We start from the raw sequence: 2224 nt of genomic DNA, 5'->3' as shown, positions 1-2224 counted from the left end.
CAAGGCGCTGCCGGCGCCGCAGGCCGATGCCGGACGACCGCATGAGCCGCCGCGCGGCGAAACGGAGACGGCGCTCGCCGCGCTGTGGGCCGAGACGCTGGCCGTGGAGCGCGTCGGGCGCGACGACAACTTCTTCGAATTGGGCGGCCACTCGCTGGCCTTGATGAAGCTGCAGATGAAGGTGCAGCGCCGCTTTGGCGTGCAACTGCCGCTGCGCGCGTACTTCGAGAGCCCGACGCTCGCCGATGCCGCCGCGCGTGTGCAGCGCGAGAGCGAGGCGCTGGCCGCCGCGCAGGGCGCGGACCTCGATCGCATGGCTGCGCTGCTGGATACCTGGGAGAACTGAATGAGCACCCTCGACAAGAACGACACGATCACGACGACCGACGCGGCCCCGGCCCAGGCTCCGAGCGCACCGCCCGCCGATCCCCGGCGCGCGCTGGCCGAGCGCTTCGCGCGTCTGCCGGCGGAGAAGCAGCGGGGCTTCCTGCAGGCGCTCAAGGCGCAGGGGATCGACTTCGCGATGCTGCCGATCGTGCCGGCGCCGCTCGAGACGCGCCCGCTGTCGTTCGCGCAATTGCGGCAGTGGTTCCTGTGGACGCTGGATCGGACGAGCACCGCGTATCACTTGTCCGGCGCGCTGACGCTCGAGGGCGAGGTGGATGCCGCCGCGATGCGCGACAGCTTCGCGGCGCTGGTGGCGCGCCATGAATCGCTGCGGACGACCTTCCATGCGGATGCCCAGGGACAGGTCGTCCAGAGGGTCCACGCCGCCGGCGACATCGGCTTCGGGTTGGAGATGATCGACCTGCGGGAGGGCGAGGGCGGTGAGGGCGGTGAGGGCGCCAAAGGCAGCGAGGGCCGCGAGGGCAATGATGCGATCAAGTCCCGCACCCGCGCGGAGGTCCGCCGGCTGGTCGACACGCCGTTCGACCTCGAGCGGGGCCCGCTGCTGCGGGTGCCTTGCTGCGCCAAGGCGCGCGGCGGCAGGTGCTCGTCGTCGTGATGCATCACATCGTGTCGGACGCCTGGTCGATGAAGGTCATCGTCGACGAGTTCATCGCGCAATACGGCGCCCGGGTCCGCGCCGAGACGCCGTCGATGCCCGCGCTGCCCATCCAGTACGCCGACTACGCCGCGTGGCAGCGGCACTGGCTGGAGGCCGGTGAGCGGGAGCGGCAGCTGGCGTACTGGGTGGCTCAGCTCGGGGGCGAGCAACCGGTGCTGCAGCTGCCGACGGATCGCCCGCGGCGGGCCGATGGGCGTTATCGGGCGGCGCAGCATGGCGTGGAGCTGCCGGCGGCGCTGGTGCGCGGCCTGCGGGCACGCGCGCAGGCGCAGGGGGCGACCCTGTTCATGGCGCTACTGGCTGCTTATCAGGCGGTGCTCGGCCGCCATGCGGGGCTGGCGGAGGTACGCGTCGGCGTGCCGGTCGCCAATCGGCAGCGGGTGGAAACCGAAGGCGTGGTCGGCTTTTTCGTCAACACGCAGGTGCTGCGCAACCGCGTGGACGGACGTCGGTCGCTGGGCGAGGTGCTCGATCAGGCGCGGGAGTCGGCCTTGGGCGCGCAGGCGCATCAGGATCTGCCGTTCGAGCAACTGGTGGATGCGCTGCAGCCTGAGCGCACGCTGGGCGTGCATCCGCTGTTCCAGGTGATGTTCAACCATGGCAGCGCGGGCGCGCAGGGGCCCATGGCGCTGCCCGGATTGCGATTGACGCCGTACGCGCTGGGGGAGCAGGCGGCCCAGTTCGAGTTGATGCTGACGACGACCGAGACCGCGGAGGGCACGGTGCGCGCGAGCTTCAGCTATGCGGCGGAGCTGTTCGAGCCAGCGGCGATCGAGCGGATGGTGGGGCATTTCGTGGCCATGCTGGAAGCGATCAGCGCGACGCCGGAGCGAGCCGTCGGCGACGTGGCGCTGATGTCGCCGGAGGAGCTCAAGCGGCTGGAGCGCCTGAGCGTCAATGGCGATGAGGTGGCGGAGGCCGTGCCGATGCACCGTCTCATCGAGCGCCAAGCGGCGATCGATCCGCATGCACCGGCGCTGGTTTTTGGGCAGAGCGCGCTGACTCGCGGTCAGCTCAATGCGCGTGCGAACCGCCTGGCGCATCGGCTCATCGCGCTGGGCGTGCGCCCGGACTCGCGCGTGGGACTGGCCGTCGAGCGCTCGTTGGAGATGATGATCGGCGTGCTGGCCATCCTGAAGGCCGGCGGCGCCTACG

2 protein-coding genes and 1 pseudogene are annotated in these 2224 nt (G+C 71.0%); all 3 read left to right on the top strand.

Going from position 1 to position 2224, the window contains the following annotated elements; all coding sequences use genetic code 11:
- Window positions 1-346, top strand: a 346-nt coding sequence (locus FUT87_RS02540; RefSeq protein ID WP_147239975.1) for a phosphopantetheine-binding protein, incomplete at its 5' end; no start/stop codon positions are given.
- Window positions 347-1890 (top strand): annotated as a pseudogene (locus FUT87_RS31555) (condensation domain-containing protein); the annotation flags it as partial.
- Window positions 1870-2224, top strand: a 355-nt coding sequence (locus FUT87_RS31550) for an AMP-binding protein (protein ID WP_404935349.1), incomplete at its 3' end; no start/stop codon positions are given. The pseudogene FUT87_RS31555 and the gene FUT87_RS31550, both read left to right, overlap by 21 nt.

This window comes from Mitsuaria sp. TWR114 (assembly GCF_007997345.1).
The sequence above is the reverse complement of the archived record's forward strand: the minus strand, read 5'-3'. Positions and strand labels throughout refer to the sequence as shown.